This window comes from Pseudomonas sp. LBUM1655, from assembly GCF_059716085.1.
In genome coordinates, this window is record NZ_CP166801.1 from 2448750 (window position 1) to 2468351 (window position 19602).

Consider the following 19602-nt stretch of genomic DNA (forward strand, 5'->3'; position numbering starts at 1 on the left):
TACAGGGGGGGGTTATGGCTCGTACCTATTTCAACTGCGAGCGATCAAACCATTCCAATGCCGTGCGCCAGATGCAGATCCCCAGAAAATATGCCGACATCAGCAACCACAAACCCATCACCATCGGGTTGATTACCGGGTGGTTGAGCACCAGTGAAAGGCTGCACAACAACCAGATCGCCGTCACGGCAATGTTGATGGGCATAAACCGGCGCACCCTGAACGGGTGCAGGAACTTCATCCGCGTCACCGTCAGCAACGCCAGCCCGATCACCGTCAGGAAGGTAATCCACGGCCCAGGCCCGATGATGTACAGACACAACGCAACCACATTCCACGCAGCCGGAAACCCGACAAAGTAGTTGTCCTTGCTCTTCATATTGACGTTGCAGAAGCAGAACAGCGATGACACCAGAATCAGCGACACCGTCAGTAGCAATGTGTAATCGGGCAGCGGAATATAGCGATAGATAAACAGTGCAGGAATGAATACGTAAGTCAGGTAATCGATCACCAGATCGAGGATCGAGCCGTCGAAACTCGGCAGCACCGATTGCACATTGACCTTACGCGCCAGTGCGCCGTCGAGTCCGTCGACGATCAGCGCCACACCCAGCCACATCAAGCAGTGGACGGGCTGGTTTTCCAGCAGGGCGAGGGTGGCCAGAAACGCCGTAACCACGCCGGTCGCGGTAAATCCATGGGCACCCCAGGCCTTGAGCCTGGCAATGTGGACGGTCGATATCACGGGGGCGTTCTCCAGAAAGTAAAACAAGCCGGGTATCACCCTTGAGCAGCAAGGGCGCCGGCAAACCGGGTCGGGGTTGCAGCTATCGACCGGTTTGGCCGGTATAAGGTTCACCATCCTTGAATCTTAGCTGGCCGCAAAAAAATACGTGGGCGAAATCTGTAGGACTTTTCTCTGTCGGCCAAACGGTGCTGGCGCAACCCGCGCAGCGGTCTATCGTTGCCAGACGCAGTCAATGCCAATGCTTGAGGATGACGTCATGAACACCAGCGATTTGCTTGAACAACTGCTGCGGGGAAGAAACTCGGCGGGCCAGCAAAGTGGCACTTCGGCCGGCGACGGCCTGGGCGGTCTCGGTGGTTTGTTGGGCGGTTTGCTCGGTGGTGCGGGCTCCACCGGTACACGTGGCGGATCTGCGGCCGGAGGGCTTGGCGGTCTGGGTGGCTTGCTCGGTGGACTGCTCGGCGGCGGTGGCGGTGGCGGTTTGGGCGGTGCGTTGGGCGGCGGCGCGGGCACGCAAAGCCGTTCAGGCGGGACCAATTACGCAGCGCTGGCGTCTTTGGGGATGATGGCGTTCCAGGCGTATCAAGCCTGGCAGCGCAGCCAGGCCAGCAACGCACCGCAACAGACGCCACAGACGGCCAATCTGCTGGCCGGCCCGGAAATCGAAGAACACAGCCACGCCGTGTTGTGTGCTTTGATCGCTGCAGCCAAGGCTGACGGGCGCATCGATGAGACGGAAAAACACCTGATCAGCAGCGAAATCGGCAAGCACACCGAGGATCCCCAACTGCAGCAATGGCTGGATGCAGAGGTCGCCAAACCACTCGACCCCAACGAGGTCGCGCAGTCCGCAAACAACGACCCGGCGGTAGCCGCCGAAATGTACCTGGCCAGCGTGATGCTGGTGGATGACCAGCAGGACGCCGAGCGTAACTACCTGGATGAACTGGCGGCGGCGTTGCAGATTGATCCTGAGTTGCAGGTGCATCTGGAGCAGCAGACCAAGGGCACGGCATAAACCAAGACCGAAATATCGCAGCCTTCGTCAGCCACTCCAAGGGCGGAGGCTCGCCGTCCGTCCGGGCAATTTTCACGTCGATTGAATTTTTGGCACGCGCCGCCTCTCTGCTGCTGTAGAGGCGTACGAAACAGCGTCCTGCCAACCGACCGAGAACTTTGCCATGACTGTCCTGACACCCCTGCAATCTGTGCCAGCCCAAGCACAAGCGATGGATCCCGCCGGAAATATCCGTGGCATTTATGAAACGCTGTTGCGGGCGGAAAACTCGCAAACCCTCGCGCAATCATTTTTGAATGAACAGTTGCAACTTGCCACAGAGTTGCCCGAAGAGCTGCCGCAAGACACATCTGCCTGGCACACGTGGGTCGCCGCGCACTGTGCCGATGTTGCCCGCCAGTACGCGGACTATCTGCAACAACGCAAGGCCGGCGGCCCCCGCCAATTCTTCACCTGCAAGGCCCACGCGCTGTATTTTCTGCAAGCGGTGGCGCCGACGAAGCTGGTTGACGGCGCCTGGTTATACGGCTTGTTGCAGCACTGGCGTGACCCGCGTTTCAGCGGTTTGCTGTGCACCTATCTGGAAGAACTCGGCGAGGGCAATCCGGCACAGAACCATGTGGTGATCTACCGCAAACTGCTGGCCGAACACGACCTTGAGCATGCCAGTCCGCTTGATGATGAACGTTACCTGCAAGGCGCGCTGCAACTTGCGCTCGGCGCCTGCGGTGATGAGTATTTGCCGGAGGTGATCGGATACAACCTGGGTTACGAACAACTGCCGTTGCACTTGCTCATCAGCAGCTACGAACTCAGTGAACTGGGCATCGATCCGTACTATTTCACCCTGCACGTGACCATCGACAACGCCAGTACCGGCCATGCGCAAAAAGCCGTGCAGGCCGTGCTGGATCTGTTGCCGCTTGAAGCGGATCGCGCTGATTTCCTGCGTCGGGTGTCGCTGGGATATCGACTCAATGATCTGGGGCAGGGCAGTCGCGCGATCATTGAAGGGTTTGATCTCGAAGGCGAATTGCTCGCGATGCTCGAACGCAAGTGCCCGTTCGCCCAGCACATGCACTCGGACTATTGCCGCTTCGAGGGCAAAACCGTCAACCAATGGCTGGCCGAGCCGGAACATTTGCTCGGTTTCCTGCAAACGATGCAGGACAAAGGCTGGATCAAACGCCACGAGGACCCACAGAACAGTCGCTTCTGGCAATTGATCGATGGCGATGGCGCGGCGATGTTCGGCGTATTCAGCGCCTACGAAAAGCAACTGGTGCACGACTGGATAGCCGGTGACTGGAAATCCGCGAAAAAAGCCACCGCATTGCGCCGACGCGCGCCGGCCAACTCACCGATCGAGGTGCCGGAACAGGATCCCGATGTGCAGCAGCTCAACGCCGCGCTGGAAGGACTGGATGGCCACGCACAAATGGCAGCGCTCATCCCCTGGCTCGCGCCAGCGCGGCATGCGCATCCCGCCGGGCTACTCGCAACCCGCCTGTTCATCGAACTCAAATCTTGTCTGCCATAAGGACATCATCCATGAATCAGGAAGAACAACTGTCCACCAATGACCTCGTACTGTTGCAATTGGGACGGCGTTTACAGGCCGACGGCTACCGTTTCACCACGCCGACGCCGCTGACCCATCAGCGAGTCAACCAGCGCGACGAGGGCCAGTTCGCCGATTCGCTGCGTGATGTGTTTGGCTGGTCGCGCCCCTTCGAACCGGGCTTGCTGTCTGCTGACGAACAACGGCAATTGCAGGATGCCCAGGTCATTGATAGCTATGAAGGCCATCTGAAAAGTCGTGTGCGCTGGTCGAGTCTGGACGACTTGCTATTCGTGCATTCGGCTTTCCCCACCGACGCGGCCGATTCGGTTTTCTTCGGTCCGGATACCTATCGTTTCGCCCAATTGATTCACGCGCACCTGCAGCAGAATTTTGCGCCAATCCATCGCGCCGTGGACATCGGTTGCGGCGCCGGTGTTGGCGCGATCCTGATCGGCCGCGCCCGCCGTGAAGCACAAGTGCTGGCGCTGGACATCAATCCCGCCGCGCTGCGCCTGACCACGATCAACGCCGCACTGGCGGAAGTGGCCAACGTCCAAGCGCACGCCAGCGACCTGTTACAGGGTGTCGATGGCGACTTCGACCTGATCGTCGCCAACCCGCCGTACATGGCCGATCCGGCCGCGCGAGCCTATCGACATGGCGGCGGAACGCTGGGGGCCGGACTGTCACTGCGTATCGTCGAGCAGGCACTCAATCGGCTCACACCGGGCGGGTCGTTGCTGCTTTACACCGGGGTGGCGATGGTGGATGGCCGTGATCCGTTTCTGGATACCGTGCTGCCGCGACTGGATGAAACGCGCTTTGGCTGGACCTACCACGAAATCGATCCCGACGTGTTCGGTGAAGAATTGTTGAACCCCGGTTATCAGCGAGTCGACCGGATTGCCGTGGTCGCATTGACCGTGACCCGAATCGGCTGAAACAAGGCAGGTGCGTCATGAGCAGGAATCTCGACGACTACAACCGCATGCGCGACTTCTCGGCAACGTCGGAACCGGCCGCCGTCAAGCGCTCGGGCAAGAAGACTGCTGCGGATCACGCCTTGCAGTTCTGCATCCAGAAGCATGACGCCTCGCACCTGCATTACGACTTTCGCCTGGAGCTCGATGGCGCGCTGAAGAGCTGGGCGGTGCCGAAAGGGCCCTCGCTTGATCCGAAGGTCAAGCGTCTGGCGGTGCATGTCGAGGATCATCCGCTCGATTACGCGACGTTTGAGGGCAGCATTCCCGAGGGGCATTACGGCGCCGGGGACGTGATTGTCTGGGATCGCGGTGTGTGGATTCCGCTGGAAGATCCGCAAAAGGCCTACGCCAAGGGCAAGCTCAAGTTCGAGTTGCAAGGCGAAAAACTCGCCGGGATCTGGAATCTGGTCCGCACGCACATGCCTGGCAAGAAGGAGAACTGGTTTCTGATCAAGCATCGGGACAATGCCGCCCGACCGCAGGATGATTACGACGTATTGGTCGCCGAGCCGGACAGCGTGCTGAGCGAGCGCACTCTGGTCGATAAACCCAAGCTTGCGGCCAAGCAGGTCAAGCCCCTGGAGAAGACCGCAGCCAAACCTCGCAAAAAGGCGTCGGGCACACTGACGGGCGCACACAAGGCAAAAATCCCTTCGCAACTGAAACCGGAACTCGCGACCTTGGTCGACAGCGCGCCGGAAGGGGATTGGAGCTACGAGATCAAGTTCGACGGCTACCGGATCATGGCGCGAATCGATCATGATCAGGTGCAGCTATTCACCCGCAATGGCCACGACTGGACGCACAAGTTGCCGAAACAGGCCGAAGCGTTGGCCGCGCTGGGCCTCGAATCCGCCTGGCTCGACGGCGAAATGGTGGTTGCCAATGAGCAAGGCGTGCCGGATTTTCAGGCGCTACAAAATGCTTTTGATTCCGGCAGCAGCGCCAACATCCTTTATTACCTGTTCGACTTGCCTTACCTCAACGGCGTCGACTTGCGTGAAGTACCGGTTGAGGAACGGCGCGCGGCGCTGGCCACGGTGCTCGGCGCCCATGAACAACCCCTGCTGCGTTTCTCCGAAGCCTTCGATGAAACCCCGGATGCACTGCTCAACAGCGCCTGCCAGATGAAGATGGAAGGCCTGATCGGCAAGCGCATCGGCTCGCCGTATGTTTCGCGCCGCAGCAGTGACTGGATCAAGCTCAAGTGCAAACACCGCCAGGAATTCGTGATCGTCGGTTACACCGATCCGAAGGGTTCGCGCAGTGCCTTCGGCGCATTGCTGCTGGGCCTGCATGATCGCGACAGTGGCGAGTTGAGATATGCCGGCAAGGTCGGCACCGGTTTCAATGAAACAACGTTGAAAAGCATTCTTGCCCAGCTCAAACCATTGCAGGTGAAGACGGCGGCCGTGGTCAATCCGCCCAGCGGTTTTGAAGCCAAAGGCGTGCACTGGCTCAAACCAAAACTGTTGGCGGAAGTGGCGTTCGCCGAAGTGACCAAGGACGGCTCGGTACGCCACGCGGTGTTTCATGGTTTGCGCGATGACAAGCCGGCCAAGGGCATCACCGAGGAGCGAGCGAAGGTCGTGAAGACACCTGAGAGCAAAACCGCCGCAAAGAAAGCGCCGAAAAAAGCCGCCGCCAGCAAACCGGCAACGACTGAGACCGCGCCATCGCAACTCGGCCTGGCCAACGGCAAAGTACGCATCACTCATCCGGATCGGGTGATCGACGCTGTCAGTGGCACCACCAAAATGCAACTGGCGGAGTATTACGCCAGCGTCGCCGAATGGATCCTGCCGCAACTCAAGGATCGCCCGGTGGCGCTGGTGCGTGCGCCGGATGGCATCGCCGGCGAACTGTTCTTCCAGAAGAACGCCGAGCGCTTGGCGATCCCTGGCATCACCACGCTGGACAAGGACGTGACCGGCCAACCGGTCATGCTGATCAACAACGCCGAAGCGCTGATCGGCGCGGTGCAGATGAGCACCGTCGAACTGCACACCTGGAATGCCACCACGGTTGATCTGGAAAAGCCCGATCGATTTGTCCTTGATCTCGACCCGGATCCGGCGCTGCCATGGAAAAGTATGGTCGAAGCCACTGCGCTGACCCTCACGGTGCTGGATGAATTGGGGCTCAAGGCTTTCCTCAAGACCAGCGGTGGCAAGGGTATTCATTTGGTAGTGCCCCTGACCCGCAAGCTGGGCTGGGATGAGGTCAAGGACTTCAGCCACGCGATCGTCAGTCACATGGCAAAGCTATTGCCAGACCGGTTTTCGGCGGTTTCCGGGCCGAAAAATCGCGTCGGGCGGATCTTCATCGATTACCTGCGTAACGGACTCGGCGCTACTACGATTTGCGCTTATGCCGCGCGCACGCGCGAAGGCTTGCCGGTCTCGGTGCCGCTGTTTCGCGAGGAGGTGGCCGAGATCAAGGGGGGCAATCAGTGGAATGTGCACAACGTGCATGAGCGCTTGGCGGAGGTTGGCGACGAGCCATGGGCGGACATGAAGAAAACCCGTCAGAGCATCACAGCTGAAATGCGCAAACGGGTCGGCATGAAAAAGTGATCAGGTGTCGCGCAGCAAGTCGTGGGCGTTGAGCAGTTCGAAGGCGATCACGGGGTTGTTGTTGAGACTACGACGAATCGCTGCCGGGATAGACTTTCGAGTCTTGCGGCAGAGCCCTGGAAGTTCCTCGATCTGAATATCGATGCCCAACATGGTGCGCACTTCGTGGAAACCTGGCGAGACTTCGACACGAATACCCAACTGCTCGAACATACGTTTTTGCAGATGCTGGAGGTCGGCGAGGTCTTTGAGTTGTTCCAGGCGCGCGAGGAGGATTTTTTCTTGCTCGCGGGTCAGCAGCAAGATGCGCAAATCCGCATCCGGCATTTCCAGCAACGGATCGCGCCCGCAATCGCAGGCGCCGGGCGGGCAGGGTGAGCGCATTGGCGCAAGAGTCGTCATGGCCTCCATCATAGAGGCCGTCGGACCGTTTTGCCTATGCGCCGTCAGTTGCCGTCCATCGGCCGCCGCATCCTTGGCAATTACTGATTCAGGCCTTCGTAATGCACCAGAATCGCATTGGCCAGGTCTTCATCGCTGGCATCGATGCCGGGATTGTCCTGACGAACCTGTTGCAGCACTGACTCAAGATAAACCCCACGAATGGCCCCGCCGCTGGCGACAAATGCAGACAAGTCGTCACGGGCTGGAATCACCATTTTGTGATCCTTGAAGGTCGAGTACAGCGACGCGGAGACACCTGCCGAGGTGGCGACATCGCCCGCATCAACACGGGCCAGCGCTGAACCGACTGGCAGGCATAAGAGTAAAGAAGAAACGAGCACTAACTTGCGCATGACGGTATTCCTCCACAAGCGCGAAGCAAAAAGGGAAGTACTACATAACGTCAGAGGGGCGCAGCGGGTGGTAGTTCCGTAGAGGTTTATGAGAGAGACGCGGGCAACGCCGTGTGGGTTGCCCGGTTGCATGGTGGAGTCAGATTACCCCGCAGGCCATGCGGTCGCCGCCACCGCCCAAGGGCTTGGGCATGTCGGAATGGTTATCGCCGCCGGCATGAATCATCAATGCATGACCTTTGACTTCGGAGATTTTTTTCAGGCGTGGGGCCAGCACGGGATAGTTGGCGATACCGTCAGCGGTTACGTAAACCGCCGGCAAATCACCCAAGTGGCCGTCAGCGTAAGGGCCCAGATGTTTGCCGGTTTTTTGCGGATCAAAGTGTCCGCCGGCTGCCAGTGCGGCGCCTTTAACGCCATCCTTTACACCGGCCTCGCAACTGCCGTTCTCATGGACATGAAAGCCATGCACGCCGGCGGGCAGGGATTTCAGGTCGGGGGTGAACAGCAGGCCATAAGGCGTCTCACTGATAGTGATAGCCCCGATTGCCTGCGGTGCGCCATCGGCGCTGACCAGGTTGATCGCAACTTTTTCGGTCGCCGCCTGGGCCGTGCCGAGGGCGAAGGTACCGAGTAAACCCAACCATAGTGCGCGTTTCATAAGCGTTTCCTTTTGCTGCACGAGTGTTCAGAAGGATCGATTCAATAGCTCTTGAGAGTTAACGGGCGATGAAGGCTGGATCCGACTGCCTTGCAAAATGAGACTCATCGCACAATCCGAAAGTTTTGCCCGGGTTGCCGCCCCGCCCAGACACTCGTTGACACGCTCTGACACGGCAGACCGGCACAAATGGGCTTAACTCAAGGTCTTGCAAGGCTTTTCGAGCGTTCCCTGGGAGGATTTCACGGTGTCGATAAAATTGCGTTTAGTGTTGCTGGTTGTTACCAGCCTGCTGACGGCGTTGATCGTAAGTCTGGTCAGTTATGTCGGCAATCTGCGGATGGCCTCGGCGGTCAGCGACAACGTGGTCAGCATGAGTGCGCTGCGCAACCACATGGAAGCCGACATGATGCACGACGCCCTGCGCGCCGATGTTTACTCGGCAATGCTGGTGGGGTTGGGCAAAAGTACCGGCACGGCGGCCGAAGTTCGCGATTCGATCAGCGAGCACGCCGGGCATTTCCATGAGGTACTTGATGAAAACCTCAAGTTGCCGATCAACCCGACTTTGCGCACGGCGCTGGAGCAGATCAAGCCGAGCCTCGAAACGTATATCAACGCAGCCGAGCGGATTGTCGGGCTGGCGCTGGACAACCCTGATGCGGCGCAGCAGCAACTTGGCACGTTCAACACCGCGTTCAGTCAACTCGAAGAGCAGATGGCGGCTCTAAGCGAACAGATCGAAACCAATACCCGACAGACCAGTGAAGGTACCGAATCGGCGATTCGAAGTGCAAATCTCGCCCTCGCGGTGGTGCTGATCGCCAGTGTGTTATTGCTGCTGGCACAGGGACGCTGGGTGATGCTGAGCATTTTGGGGCCGCTGCGGTCGGCCAGCCGCATTGCCGAGAGTATCGCCCACGGCAACCTCAGTGAACCGATTGCCGAGCCGTCCGGTAAGGACGAGGCCAGCGTATTGATTCGCACCCTGGCGACCATGCAAAGGGATTTGCGCAACATGATCGACGTGGTGCGGCGCAATGCCCATGGCGTCAGCGGCATGAGCGAACAATTGAGCCACGGCTGCCATCAGGTCGCCGACAGCAGCCAGCAGCAAAGTGTCGCCGCCGGGACCATGGCCGCAGCGGCCAGCCAGATGACCGCGAGCATCGAGGAAATCACCCGTCACGCCCAGCGCGCGTTGGGCATGGCCAATCAGGCTGAATCATTGGCGAAGAATGGCGGGCAGGTTATTCATCAAGTAGTCAACGACATGGACGATATCGCCCGCTCGGCGCAGCAGTCGGCGCAGGTGATCCGCACGCTGGATCAGGAATCCGAAGCCATCTTCAACATCATTCAGGTGATCAAGAGCATCGCCGACCAGACCAACCTGCTGGCGCTCAACGCCGCGATTGAAGCGGCCCGGGCGGGCGAGCAGGGCAGGGGGTTTGCGGTGGTGGCGGATGAAGTTCGCAGTCTGGCAGCGCGGACCAGTGCGTCCACCCAGGAAATCGCCGCGATGGTCGCGCGCATCCAGCACAGCACCCGCGAGGCGGTCAGCAGCATGGAGGCGGGTGTGGCGCAGGTCGACAAGGGCATGGCAGTGACGGCCGATGTCGAGCGGGCAATTCGCGAGATCCTCGAGGCGACGTTGAGCACCACACAACTGGTCAACGACATTACCCGCACCATTGGCGAGCAGAGCCAGGCCAGTAACGAGATTGCCCATCAGGTGGAAATGATTGCGGGGATGTCCGAGGGCAATAGCCGGGTGATCGGCCAGACGGCGAATACGACAGATGAGCTGTCGAGCCTGGCGGGGCAGTTGGCGCAGTCGGTGGATCGGTTTCGGTTGTGACAGTGGGGTTGGGCAATTGTATTTTTGGTGGCTGATCTGCCTTCATCGCGAGCAGGCTCACTCCCACAGTGGGGCGGTGCAGTTGCCTGAGTTGCGTTAACACAGCCCAACCCCCTGTAGGAGTGAGCCTGCTCGCGATTGATTAATCTGAAGGAGATTTAGTCCAATCAGAACTTGAACGCCTGCCGCCCCACCAGCAACCACTTGCCGTCCTGCTTCTGCCAGATCTGGAAGTTCTCGATCTCGGTCGGCACCACTTCAGTCCCCTTCAACGCCTGCGCGGAAAAGTGGTGACGCACCAGCGCTGTGTCGCCGGACAGGGTGATGGTCTGTTTTTGCATCTCGAGGGTCTTGAACGCGCTTTTGCCGGTTTCGATGTCGGCGATGAATTCTTTCTTGTCCTGAATCTTGCCGCTGGAATGGCCGTAGGTCAGGTTACTGGCCGTCAGCGCGTTCAACTCGGCGATGTCTTTGTGCAGCATCGCCTGGGTCAGATGATCGACCGCTTGGGCGACATCTTTTTCCGCCGGGGCGGCAGCAGCCATGGCATATCCGCTGAAGGCGCAGAGAAAACCGATCAGGAGTCTGGTCTTGGTCATGGGGTGTTTCCTTGTTGTTATCGGGTTGATGACTGATCAATTGTTTTGAATTTGTCAGTCATCGTACAACGTAGCAGATTCTTTATGGTTACGGCAGCGGCCGCACGCACTGAATCGCCAAGGTATCTATACTGAAAAAGCTCGACGGCTGCGGGCACAGCCTTCGCCGGTTCATGTTCAGCGCCGGTTGGCCGATAACGCCCAGAGCGGAAAAAGACTCTCAAGTCGGGAACAGACGCGCGGGTTTGCCCTGACGTGATATTCTTCGCGCCAACTTGGTTTGACCTTATTCAGTTTGCTTGCCTTTAGGGCGGGCCGACGGAATCCCTGTCGCTCAAGTAGCTGAGCCAATAATGATAAGAAGTCAGTTCAGAAGGGACATTAACTGGGGTCGATGCAGCATGTCGGCCTTGTGTGCCCACCCGTCAAAATTGAAGTGTGCCGGAATCTGCGACGCCAGCCTGAGCGTCATCAAAGCGGATCGCATACAGATAAAAGCGGCGGGCGGAAGGCGTTTTATCATAGGTGCAACAGATGTTTAAAAAAGTGAACACGGCCTTGCTAGGGCTGGCTTTGTCGATGGGGCTGACGTCCGTTCATGCGGCAGAGGCCAAGAAAGTTGACGTACTGCTGATCGGCGGCGGCATCATGAGCACCACCCTGGGTGTGTGGATCAATGAGCTGGAGCCAAGCTGGTCGATGGAAATGGTCGAGCGCCTTGACGGTGTCGCCCTGGAAAGCTCCAACGGCTGGAACAACGCCGGTACCGGTCACTCGGCTCTGGCCGAGCTGAACTACACCCCGGAAGACGACAAAGGCAACGTCACGATCCCGAAAGCCGTCGAGATCAACGAAGCGTTCCAGGTGTCCCGTCAGTTCTGGGCCTGGCAGGTTCAGCAAGGCGTTCTGAAGAACCCTCGCTCGTTCATCAACACCACTCCGCACATGAGCTTCGTGTGGGGCGATGACAACATCAAGTTCCTGAAAAAGCGCTACGAAGCCCTGCAAGCGAGCCCGCTGTTCGCCGGCATGCAGTACTCCGAAGACCCGGCTGTGATCAAGAAGTGGGTTCCGCTGATGATGGAAGGGCGTGACCCGAACCAGAAAATCGCGGCCACCTGGAGCCCGCTGGGCACCGACATGAACTTCGGCGAAATCACCCGCCAGTTCGCCGGTTACCTGCAGACCAAGCCTAACTTTGACTTGAAACTGTCCAGCGAAGTGCAGGACATCACCAAGAACGAAGATGGCACCTGGCGCGTCAGCTACAAAAATCTGAAAGACGGCACCAAAACCGAAACCGACGCCAAGTTCGTGTTCATCGGCGCGGGCGGCGGCGCTCTGCACCTGCTGCAGAAGTCGGGCATTCCTGAAGCCAAGGAATACGCTGGCTTCCCGGTTGGCGGCTCGTTCCTGGTGACCGATAACCCGGCCATCGCCGAACAGCACCTGGCCAAGGCTTACGGTAAAGCCTCGGTTGGCGCTCCTCCTATGTCCGTTCCGCACCTGGACACCCGTGTTCTGGACGGCAAGCGCGTCATCCTGTTTGGCCCATTCGCGACCTTCAGCACCAAGTTCCTGAAAGAAGGCTCGTACCTGGACCTGCTGACCAGCACCACCACCCACAACATCTGGCCTATGACCAAGGTCGGCATCAAGGAATACCCGCTGGTCGAGTACCTTGCTGGCCAACTGATGCTGTCGGATGAAGACCGTCTGAACGCGCTGAAAGAATACTTCCCGAACGCCAAAGCTGAAGACTGGCGCCTGTGGCAAGCCGGCCAACGCGTGCAAATCATCAAGCGTGATGAAGCCGCTGGCGGCGTGCTGAAACTGGGCACCGAAATCGTTGCTGCACAAGACGGCTCCATCGCCGGTCTGCTGGGCGCCTCGCCAGGCGCGTCGACCGCTGCACCGATCATGCTGAGCGTGCTGCAGAAAGTCTTCAAAGACAAAGTGGCAACGCCAGAATGGCAAGCCAAGCTGCACCAGATCGTTCCAAGCTACGGCACCCAGCTGAACAGCGATCCAGCCAAAGTGGCTGCCGAGTGGGCTTACACCGCCAAAATCCTCGAACTGCCGACTCCACCCGTGATCGGTCAGGCTGCTGCTCCGGCTGCACCTGCAGCTGAAAAAGCTGAAGCTCCGAAGGAAAACGCTGCACGTGACATGGCTCTGTAACTAGACGCCTGACACACAAAGCCCACTGAACCGGCGACGGTCAGTGGGCTTTTTTGTGTCTGTACCGTGGGCGGACGTTCAGGCTTTGGCGGTAGCCAGATAAGCCCCAAGCCGTCGACCCATCTCTTCACCCAGCGCCTGCAATCCGCTTAACGGGCGCACCATCACCTCGAACTCGACAATCTTGCCGTGCTCATCGAAGCGAATCATGTCGATGCCCTTGAGCTCCTTCGAGCCGACTTTGGCGCTGAACTCCAGAATCACATTCAACCCGTCAGCCGTGGACAGTTCCCGGTGATATTCAAAATCCTCAAACACCTTGAACACCGTGTTGAGGATCATCGCCACCACCTGCGCGCCGGGATAGGGCGTGTGCGCCATCGGTGAGCGAAACACGGCGTTGGCATCAAGCAGCGTGGGCAGGGCGCTCAAGTCGCCGGTACGGATCATCTCGTGCCAGCGATTCAGGGATTCGGCGGCACTGGGTTGCAGATTCAGGTCAGTCATTTGCACCTCTGGGTTTTTATTGTTCTTCGACTCTAGATCAAAGCGCTGGCAGGGCAAGCTTGTTGTCGCTGCCTGAATACCACCCTATGACAGCTCCTACAGATCAGATCCCATCTGATACGCTTTTTTCGTTTCAATCTGCCCCTGTATTCGGTTCAGATGCAGGATCAAAATGCCCCGGCAGTTCGGTCACTCGCGACAGTCCTTCATCCCGAAGCGTCCAGTGCACCGCAAGCTCAGCATTGAGGAGAGCAACATGAACAAGATGGCGTTTTTTCTGGGTGGCTTTTTGGTACTGACCATCATGATTGGCCTGCTCGCGACGATTTCTCCGGTCTGAGGTGTGCGCTTCAAATGACGGCCACAGGTGTGCCGCGCAAATCGTGTTTAAATGCCGCGCCTCACACCTGTAAATGGATTTCAGCCCATGGCCGAACCTCGTATCCGCGCCCTAGCTCTCTGTGTTTTTCACCACAACGGAAAAATTCTGGTTAACCAGTTTCGTGACCCGGCGAGCCGGCAAACCTGTTTCCGACCTATTGGGGGCGGAATCGATTTCGGCGAGACCAGCGCCGAAGCGATCGTGCGCGAAGTGCAGGAAGAGTTGGGCCTGTCCATGACGAACCTGCGCCTGCTCGGCACCCTCGAAAACCTGTTCATCTACAACGGCAAACCGGGACACGAAATTGTCCAGGTCTACGATGCGATGTTTGCCGACGCCAGCGTGTACGCGCATACGCAGATTGAGGGTCATGAAAGCGACGGCGCTCCCTTCACCGTGCGCTGGCATGACAGCTCAAGCTTCAGTGAGCAGGCACCCTTGGTGCCGAAGGGATTGGGCGAACTGCTGAAGAGCGCCGGATTGCTGGATTGATAACGGACTCACGCCCCTTATTTGCCCTGGCGGCGCTCGACGCCGTCAGGGTTGCCGATATCCAGCAACCTCCTTTCCACCAGTACATTCTCCAACGCCTGACGTTCGACTGGCTTCATTTGGTGCTCGCGCTTTTTCAGCTCCAGCAGGATCGGGCTGGACCAGGTGCGGTAGGTCTGTTCGATGTTGCGGCGGTACGTCATCAGTCTCTCCTTGATCAAGAGCCCGGTGTGGCTGGCAGGGGCTCTGTCCGATGAGGAGGTAACGTTAGTCGAGAATCCCTGAAGTCGCGAATCCACCGGTTTTGTGTAGGAGCAGCCTTCGGCAGCTCCTACACGGTTTGGCGGTGGGATCAATCTTCGACCTTCATCATTGCCTGCACACCTTCCCACGCCTCGGCGCGCATGCGTTCGATATCCAGCCCCGGAATCACGCCGTTATCCACGACCACACGGCCGCCGACCAGACTGTATTTCACTGTGATCGGTTCGCCCGCCACGACCGGTGCGACGGCGCTGTCGTGGAAACCGTAGAAGCGTGGGTGATCGAGACTGTAGATCACCAGATCCGCTGCCTGGCCGATTTCCAGCGTGCCGACCGCGCCCAAACCCAACACCTGCGCGCCGCCTGTCGTGCCCCAATGGATGACGTCTTCTGCCGTGGTCGCCGAAGCGCCTTGTTCGGCGCGGTGGATCAGCCACGCGGTGTTGGCTTCGCCGACCATGCTTCCGGATTCGTTGGAGGCCACGCCGTCGACGCCCAAGGAGATCGGCACGCCGGCCTCATACATTTGCGGTATGGGCGCGACGCCGCTACCCAGGCGCGCATTGCTCACCGGGCAGTGGGAAATGCCGGTGCCGGTCTGCGCGAGCATGCGGATTTCGCCGGGTTGCAGATGCACGGCGTGGGCGAACCAGACGTCGGGGCCAAGCCATTCGTGTTCGGCGACGAATTCCACCGGCAGGCAGTTGTATTTTTCGCGGCAGAAGTTCACGTAGTTTTGCGTCTCGGACAAGTGCGTGTGCAGACGCAGACCGAGGCCGCGAGCGGTGTGGGCCAGCTCACGCAGCAGGGTGGGCGGCAGCGAGAAGGTCGGCGTGGTCGGCGCCACCACGACACGTCGCATCGCATCCGGCGTGTCCTGGTGATACAGCGATTTCAGCCGTTCGATGTCGCCGACCATTTGCTCCAGACTTTCCGGTTGCAGGGCAGTTTTCGAGAAGCCCGGATGAGCGCTGGCCGACTCCAGTGCGCCGCCACGGCACAGGACGAAACGCAAGCCGAATTCATCGGCCAGATCGAATAGCAAATCACCGGTCTCGGTGCTGCCGTGGGCGTGGTAGAGGTAGTGGTGATCGGCGCAGGTGGTGACGCCGGACAACAGTAACTCGACCATGCCCAGCCGCGCGGCGATTCGTGCCAATTGCGGCGTGAAGCGGTTGAGGCGCGGGTAGGGCACGCTGGCGAGCCAGCCTTGCAGATCCTGATTCAAGCCTTCGGGAACGGCTTTGAGCAGGTTTTGAAACAGGTGATGGTGGGTGTTGATCCAGCCCGGATAGACCACGCAGTGGCGCGCATCGATCACCCGTTCGCCGGTATGTGGCTCAAGGTTGGCGGCCATTTCAGCGATCCGGCCATTCACCACGCGGATGTCCACGGCGCCTGCACGGGCACGCGGGCCGCGCAGGCCGGTCATGACCGCGACAGGGTTTTTGATCAGGATGTTTTGCAATTGAGTCATGGCAGGCTCCAGTTCAGAGGATGTGCGAGGCGGACTTGCTGGCGGTGGAGTCGGGCACGCTGACGCCATTGAGCGCAGCATTGAGCAGCACCGATACCAGGCAGGCGATGACCACGCTGCTGTGCAGGAACGGCTGCGACCACTCGGGTAATTGTTTGAACAGGGTGGGCGCGAGCACCGGCACCAGCGCGGCGGCGAGGGTGAAACCGACGATCAGCACGTTGTAGCGATTGCGCTCGTAGTCGACTTTGGCGAGGGTCTGAATCCCCGCCGCCGCGACCACGCCGAACATGGCAATGCCGGCGCCGCCGAGGGCTGCGGTCGGCATCGAGGCGATGATCGCCCCGGCCTTCGGCACCAAAGCAATCGAGCACATGAGCAAGCCGCTGACCGCGACCACCCAACGGCTGCGCACGCCGGTCAAAATCACCAGGCCGACGTTTTCCATGAAGGCAATAAACGGGAACGCAGCAAACATCCCGGCGATGGTGCTGGCCAGACCGTTGGCGCGCAGGCCGTTGATCACCTGCTTGTCTTCCACGGGTTTTTCGACGATGTCGCCGATCGCCACAAACAGCCCCATCGATTCGACCATTTGCACGATCATCACCACCACCATGGTCGCGATGGGGATCAGGCTGAAGGTGGGCAAACCGAAGTAGAACGGATACGGCACGGTCAGCCACGGCGCTTCTTCGACGCTGTGAAAACTGCCCATGCCCAGGCCATACGCCAGACCTGCACCGGCCAGCATGCCCAACAGCACCGCCATATTGCGCAGCATCGGGCTGCCGTAACGGTTAACCAGCAGAATGGTCAGCAACACCACCACCGCCACACCGAGAAACGCTGGAGCACCAAAGTTGCTCGTATTGCGCCCGCCGCCGACCCATTCATAGGCAATCGGGAACAGTTGCAAGCCGATCACGGTGACGATGCACCCGGTCACTACTGGCGGGAAAAACCGCCGCAATCGACCCACGAACGGCGCCATCAACATGGTGAAAACACCCGCGCCGATCACTGCCCCGCAGACGCCGGCAAACCCCACCTCCGGGTTGCTGCCGATGGCGATCACCGGGCCAACACTGCTGAACGCCACGCCTTGCAGAATCGGCAGGCGCACGCCGAACTTCCAGAAACCGACGGTTTGCAGCAGGGTAGCGATGCCGGAACAGAACAGCGTGGTGCTGATCAGCGCCACCGTTTCGGCATGGGACATTTTCAAGGCACTGGCGACAATCAACGGCACGGCGATGGCGCCGATGTACGAGACGGCCATGTGTTGCAGGCCGAGGGTGAGCATCTGTCGTACCGGAAGAATGCGGTCGACGGGATGTACGGTGGATGCGGTTTGCGATGGGGATGTGGCTGACGACATGGGGAAACACCTCTGGCTGTTTTTATGCGGTAGAGAGGGGTATTCGTCTGATGCTTGCGAACCTGGGAACACTGAAGATCGGTTGCTGGAATGAGCGCTTGGAGTGAAGGGGAGCCTGTGGCGAGGGGATTTATCCCCGATCGGCTGCGAAGCAGTCGCAAATGCTGTGCATGCGGTTTGTCTGATCAACCGCGAGTTCAGGTTTTGGGGGTGCTTCGCACCCCATCGGGGATAAATCCCCTCGCCACAAGTAACCTCATCACAGGGTTCATTCCATAGATTTACAGTGCCTGATCGGCATCAGTCATTCGTGCCCGGAACCGCCATCCACCGGCTCCGATGCCTTGTTCAGCCTGCCAGGCAGGCGGCAAAGCCTTGATTCAGTGCCGCGCGGTCCAGGTCGCGGCCGATGAACACGATCTTGCTCGAGCGCGGCTCCGTGCCCCATGCGGTCGACGCGCGGAACTCCACCAGGCTGTGTACACCTTGCAGCACGTAGCGTTGGTCTTCATTGGCCACCGCCAGCACGCCTTTCATGCGGTACAGATTGTCGGCCTGCGAAGAGCGCAGTTCACTGATCCAGCGGTGGAAGGCCATCAGATTGACCGCGCCGTCCACGGCGATGCCGACCGAGGACACGCTTGGGTCGTGTTGGTGGTCCGCTTCTTCGTGGTGATGTTCGTGGTCATGGTGGTCGTGCTCATCAGCGCCGATTTCCATCAGCTTCTGTGTGGCTTCGAAGGCGCCGATACCGAGGATTTTCGACAGGTCGATTTGCGCATGGGTGGAGGTCACAAGATCCGCCGTGGCGTTCAATCCACGGATTTTGCCGCGCAGGGTTTCCACCTCTTCAGGGCTGACCAGATCGACCTTGTTGATGACGATGCGGTCGGCGCAAACGATTTGGTCCACGGCCTGATTGTCGACGCCATCCAGTTGCAGGTCTTCCAGATGCTGGGCGATGTGCTTGGCGTCGACCATGGTCACGATGGCGTCGAGTTCGACTTCATCGGCAATCGGGTCGTTGATGAAAAAGCTCTGTGCCACCGGGTACGGATCGGCGAGGCCGCTGGTCTCGATCAGGATGTGATCGAGCCGCACCGGGCGCGCCACCAGTTCACGGACGATGCGTACCAGGTCCTCGCGAACCTCGGCGGTGCAGCACACGCAACCGTTGACCATCTCGTAGATTTCTTCGGTTTCCGAGCTCAGCACTAGATCACCGTCGATGCCGACTTCGCCGAATTCGTTTTCGATCACGGCGATCTTGCGGCCGTGGTTTTCCTTGAGGATGTAGTTGAGCAGGGTGGTTTTGCCAGCACCGAGGAATCCGGTGAGGATGGTGACGGGGATTTTGGTGTTCGGGGTTGGGGCGTTGAAGGGGGTGTTCATCTAAAGCTCCTTACCTGTGTTTTTGTCGGAGTGCGATCAACTGTGGGAGCGAGCCTGCTCGCGAATGCGGTGTGTCATTGAGCGGTGATGCCGACTGACCCACCGCTTTCGCGAGCAGGCTCGCTCCCACCGCTTTCGCGAGCAGGCTCGCTCCCACAGGGTTCGGGGTTTTCTCGCCAGCGGGTGGCAGTACCGGCATCGAGCCCGAACAGGTCGAGCACCCGGCCGAGGCTGTGGTCGACCATTTGCGCGAGGTTTTCCGGGCGGGCATAGAAGGCCGGTACCGGCGGGGCGATGATTCCGCCCATTTCGGTGACGGCGGTCATGTTGCGCAAATGGGCGAGGGTCAGCGGGGTTTCGCGGGCCATCAGCACCAGCGTGCGGCGCTCCTTGAGGGTGACGTCGGCGGCGCGGCCGATCAGGCCCGACGCGGTACCGGTGGCGATCTCCGCCAACGTGCGCATCGAGCACGGCGCAACCACCATGCCCAGACTGCGGAACGAACCACTGGCGATCCCGGCGGCAACGTCGTCTGCGCGGTGGTAATGACTGGCCAGCGCAGTGACATCGGCCAGTTTGTAGTCGGTTTCGTGGGCCATGGTCAGCAGCGCGGCGCGGCTGATGATCAAGTGGCTTTCAATGTCGAGCTCAGCGAGCAATTGCAGCAGGCGCACGCCGTAGATGAAGCCGGACGCGCCGCTGATGCCGACCACCAT

At 59.5% G+C, this 19602-nt stretch carries 19 protein-coding genes and 1 pseudogene; 9 read left to right on the forward strand and 11 right to left on the reverse strand.

Translation table 11 applies throughout. The annotated features are described in order from the left end of the window. Positions 1 to 25: 25 nt before the first annotated feature. Complete coding sequence (gene pcsA, locus ACA074_RS10985) at positions 26 to 748, reverse strand: phosphatidylcholine synthase (RefSeq protein WP_103306921.1); 723 nt, start codon at positions 746 to 748, stop codon at positions 26 to 28. A 259-nt stretch (positions 749 to 1007) separates the two neighbouring features. Between pcsA and ACA074_RS10990 the strand changes: the two genes are divergently transcribed. From ACA074_RS10990 to ligD, 4 genes are all read left to right on the forward strand, one after another. After that, on the forward strand, positions 1008 to 1769 hold the full coding sequence (locus ACA074_RS10990; RefSeq protein WP_401269240.1) for a tellurite resistance TerB family protein: 762 nt from the start codon (positions 1008 to 1010) through the stop codon (positions 1767 to 1769). A gap of 163 nt (positions 1770 to 1932) precedes the next feature. Next, positions 1933 to 3309, forward strand: a complete 1377-nt coding sequence (locus tag ACA074_RS10995; protein ID WP_497678995.1) for an iron-containing redox enzyme family protein — start codon at positions 1933 to 1935, stop codon at positions 3307 to 3309. Positions 3310 to 3320: 11 nt separating this feature from the next. Continuing rightward, positions 3321 to 4274, forward strand: a complete 954-nt coding sequence (locus tag ACA074_RS11000; RefSeq protein ID WP_401269246.1) for a methyltransferase — start codon at positions 3321 to 3323, stop codon at positions 4272 to 4274. A 17-nt stretch (positions 4275 to 4291) separates the two neighbouring features. Beyond that, positions 4292 to 6892, forward strand: a complete 2601-nt coding sequence (gene ligD / locus ACA074_RS11005) for a DNA ligase D (RefSeq protein WP_497678996.1) — start codon at positions 4292 to 4294, stop codon at positions 6890 to 6892. Here the strand turns inward: ligD and ACA074_RS11010 are convergent, their stop codons facing one another. The 3 genes from ACA074_RS11010 to sodC form a co-directional block, all read right to left on the reverse strand. Next, positions 6893 to 7294 (reverse strand): hypothetical protein, encoded by a 402-nt coding sequence (locus ACA074_RS11010; protein ID WP_497678997.1) that lies wholly within the window; start codon positions 7292 to 7294, stop codon positions 6893 to 6895. Positions 7295 to 7374: 80 nt separating this feature from the next. Further along, positions 7375 to 7689 (reverse strand): DUF2388 domain-containing protein, encoded by a 315-nt coding sequence (locus ACA074_RS11015; RefSeq protein ID WP_187677095.1) that lies wholly within the window; start codon positions 7687 to 7689, stop codon positions 7375 to 7377. Between the two features lie 139 nt (positions 7690 to 7828). Then, entirely contained in the window at positions 7829 to 8350 is a 522-nt protein-coding gene (sodC, locus tag ACA074_RS11020) for a superoxide dismutase [Cu-Zn] SodC (RefSeq protein ID WP_401269255.1), read from the reverse strand. A gap of 247 nt (positions 8351 to 8597) precedes the next feature. Here sodC and ACA074_RS11025 point away from each other — a divergent pair. Both ACA074_RS11025 and ACA074_RS11030 read left to right on the forward strand, forming a co-directional pair. Next, positions 8598 to 9353 (forward strand): annotated as a pseudogene (locus tag ACA074_RS11025) (MCP four helix bundle domain-containing protein); the annotation flags it as partial. A gap of 132 nt (positions 9354 to 9485) precedes the next feature. Continuing rightward, complete coding sequence (locus ACA074_RS11030; RefSeq protein ID WP_401269288.1) at positions 9486 to 10211, forward strand: methyl-accepting chemotaxis protein; 726 nt, start codon at positions 9486 to 9488, stop codon at positions 10209 to 10211. Positions 10212 to 10378: 167 nt separating this feature from the next. Here ACA074_RS11030 and ACA074_RS11035 read toward each other — a convergent pair whose 3' ends face one another. Continuing rightward, complete coding sequence (locus ACA074_RS11035; protein WP_401269258.1) at positions 10379 to 10810, reverse strand: nuclear transport factor 2 family protein; 432 nt, start codon at positions 10808 to 10810, stop codon at positions 10379 to 10381. 534 nt (positions 10811 to 11344) lie between these two features. On the opposite strand from ACA074_RS11035, the gene mqo reads away from it, so the two are divergent. After that, complete coding sequence (mqo, locus tag ACA074_RS11040; RefSeq protein WP_123529021.1) at positions 11345 to 12991, forward strand: malate dehydrogenase (quinone); 1647 nt, start codon at positions 11345 to 11347, stop codon at positions 12989 to 12991. Positions 12992 to 13069: 78 nt separating this feature from the next. Here the strand turns inward: mqo and ACA074_RS11045 are convergent, their stop codons facing one another. Next, positions 13070 to 13498 (reverse strand): nuclear transport factor 2 family protein, encoded by a 429-nt coding sequence (locus ACA074_RS11045; RefSeq protein WP_401269265.1) that lies wholly within the window; start codon positions 13496 to 13498, stop codon positions 13070 to 13072. Between the two features lie 172 nt (positions 13499 to 13670). Here ACA074_RS11045 and ACA074_RS11050 point away from each other — a divergent pair, with 172 nt between their 5' ends. After that, a complete protein-coding gene (locus ACA074_RS11050; RefSeq protein WP_187677100.1) occupies positions 13671 to 13838 on the forward strand; it encodes a hypothetical protein in 168 nt (55 codons plus the stop codon). A gap of 87 nt (positions 13839 to 13925) precedes the next feature. Then, complete coding sequence (locus ACA074_RS11055; protein WP_401269268.1) at positions 13926 to 14372, forward strand: NUDIX hydrolase; 447 nt, start codon at positions 13926 to 13928, stop codon at positions 14370 to 14372. A gap of 17 nt (positions 14373 to 14389) precedes the next feature. On the opposite strand, the gene ACA074_RS11060 is transcribed toward ACA074_RS11055, so the two are convergent. The 5 genes from ACA074_RS11060 to ACA074_RS11080 form a co-directional block, all read right to left on the reverse strand. Continuing rightward, positions 14390 to 14575 (reverse strand): hypothetical protein, encoded by a 186-nt coding sequence (locus ACA074_RS11060; protein ID WP_489880008.1) that lies wholly within the window; start codon positions 14573 to 14575, stop codon positions 14390 to 14392. A 149-nt stretch (positions 14576 to 14724) separates the two neighbouring features. Continuing rightward, the gene (locus tag ACA074_RS11065; RefSeq protein ID WP_497678998.1) at positions 14725 to 16113 is read right to left on the reverse strand and encodes an amidohydrolase family protein; all 1389 of its coding nucleotides are present in this window, start codon (positions 16111 to 16113) and stop codon (positions 14725 to 14727) included. A 13-nt stretch (positions 16114 to 16126) separates the two neighbouring features. Next, positions 16127 to 17494, reverse strand: coding sequence for a nucleobase:cation symporter-2 family protein (locus tag ACA074_RS11070; protein WP_497678999.1), 1368 nt, complete (start codon positions 17492 to 17494; stop codon positions 16127 to 16129). Positions 17495 to 17842: 348 nt separating this feature from the next. Further along, positions 17843 to 18886 carry a CobW family GTP-binding protein gene (locus ACA074_RS11075; RefSeq protein WP_497679000.1) on the reverse strand — a complete coding sequence of 348 codons (1044 nt, stop codon included), beginning with the start codon at positions 18884 to 18886 and terminating at the stop codon, positions 17843 to 17845. 74 nt (positions 18887 to 18960) lie between these two features. Beyond that, complete coding sequence (locus ACA074_RS11080; protein WP_497679316.1) at positions 18961 to 19602, reverse strand: UbiX family flavin prenyltransferase; 642 nt, start codon at positions 19600 to 19602, stop codon at positions 18961 to 18963.

Coding starts and splice junctions, on each gene's coding strand:
- ACA074_RS10990 (WP_401269240.1), top strand. CDS start 1,008: ATGAACACCAGCGATTTGCTTGAACAACTGCTGCGGGGAAGAAACTCG.
- sodC (WP_401269255.1), bottom strand. CDS start 8,350: ATGAAACGCGCACTATGGTTGGGTTTACTCGGTACCTTCGCCCTCGGC.
- ACA074_RS11045 (WP_401269265.1), bottom strand. CDS start 13,498: ATGACTGACCTGAATCTGCAACCCAGTGCCGCCGAATCCCTGAATCGC.
- ACA074_RS11080 (WP_497679316.1), bottom strand. CDS start 19,602: ATGGTGGTCGGCATCAGCGGCGCGTCCGGCTTCATCTACGGCGTGCGC.
- ACA074_RS11075 (WP_497679000.1), bottom strand. CDS start 18,886: ATGAACACCCCCTTCAACGCCCCAACCCCGAACACCAAAATCCCCGTC.
- ACA074_RS11010 (WP_497678997.1), bottom strand. CDS start 7,294: ATGACGACTCTTGCGCCAATGCGCTCACCCTGCCCGCCCGGCGCCTGC.
- ligD (WP_497678996.1), top strand. CDS start 4,292: ATGAGCAGGAATCTCGACGACTACAACCGCATGCGCGACTTCTCGGCA.
- ACA074_RS11035 (WP_401269258.1), bottom strand. CDS start 10,810: ATGACCAAGACCAGACTCCTGATCGGTTTTCTCTGCGCCTTCAGCGGA.
- ACA074_RS11055 (WP_401269268.1), top strand. CDS start 13,926: ATGGCCGAACCTCGTATCCGCGCCCTAGCTCTCTGTGTTTTTCACCAC.
- ACA074_RS11070 (WP_497678999.1), bottom strand. CDS start 17,494: ATGTCGTCAGCCACATCCCCATCGCAAACCGCATCCACCGTACATCCC.
- ACA074_RS11015 (WP_187677095.1), bottom strand. CDS start 7,689: ATGCGCAAGTTAGTGCTCGTTTCTTCTTTACTCTTATGCCTGCCAGTC.
- mqo (WP_123529021.1), top strand. CDS start 11,345: ATGTTTAAAAAAGTGAACACGGCCTTGCTAGGGCTGGCTTTGTCGATG.
- ACA074_RS11060 (WP_489880008.1), bottom strand. CDS start 14,575: ATGACGTACCGCCGCAACATCGAACAGACCTACCGCACCTGGTCCAGC.
- ACA074_RS11050 (WP_187677100.1), top strand. CDS start 13,671: ATGCCCCGGCAGTTCGGTCACTCGCGACAGTCCTTCATCCCGAAGCGT.
- ACA074_RS11000 (WP_401269246.1), top strand. CDS start 3,321: ATGAATCAGGAAGAACAACTGTCCACCAATGACCTCGTACTGTTGCAA.
- ACA074_RS10995 (WP_497678995.1), top strand. CDS start 1,933: ATGACTGTCCTGACACCCCTGCAATCTGTGCCAGCCCAAGCACAAGCG.
- ACA074_RS11065 (WP_497678998.1), bottom strand. CDS start 16,113: ATGACTCAATTGCAAAACATCCTGATCAAAAACCCTGTCGCGGTCATG.
- ACA074_RS11030 (WP_401269288.1), top strand. CDS start 9,486: ATGGCCGCAGCGGCCAGCCAGATGACCGCGAGCATCGAGGAAATCACC.